Annotated in this window: 1 protein-coding gene; it reads left to right on the top strand. The window is 59.7% G+C overall.

Features of this window, described 5'->3' with window-relative positions; translation table 11 throughout:
* Positions 1 to 195: 195 nt before the first annotated feature.
* The coding region (locus tag EN807_RS36170; protein ID WP_210240016.1) for a hypothetical protein at positions 196 to 417 on the top strand (222 nt) is incomplete at its 3' end.

Raw genomic sequence — 417 nt, forward strand, 5'->3', positions numbered from 1 at the left:
GTCAGCTTCAGCCCTCCGCCCTTCATGTGCCCAGACCCAGCTCACCAGTCTGTCGGGATGCTACCGGATTCCCGGTTAACCGTTCCCTCAAATTTACAGCCAAAGGCGACCTTGATCACAGCCAAAGGCGATCTTGAACAAAATGGTCCGAGCGGTGCTGGCGCCGCTGCACGGAGCAGGCGAGGCCTCCTGTGCATGAAAGTTGCACGAGAAATAATCAAAAAAGACGTATTCGGCTTCGAAAATCTTCTGGCTCCAGCGATGCCGAGGCCAAAGTTGATCGCGATCACCCGTCGAACCGCACTACAACTCGGCCTCTTGTGCGCGGCGATGCCCGCCGCCATGGCCGCTAAACCGCGGGCCTTGCCAGACTGGCCTGGCAGGCTGGTCGATGCCGCGCGTGAGCAGATCGGCGTC

The sequence above is a fragment of the Mesorhizobium sp. M5C.F.Ca.ET.164.01.1.1 genome (genome assembly GCF_004792125.1).
In the GTDB taxonomy this organism is placed as follows: Bacteria; Pseudomonadota; Alphaproteobacteria; order Rhizobiales; family Rhizobiaceae; genus Mesorhizobium; species Mesorhizobium wenxiniae.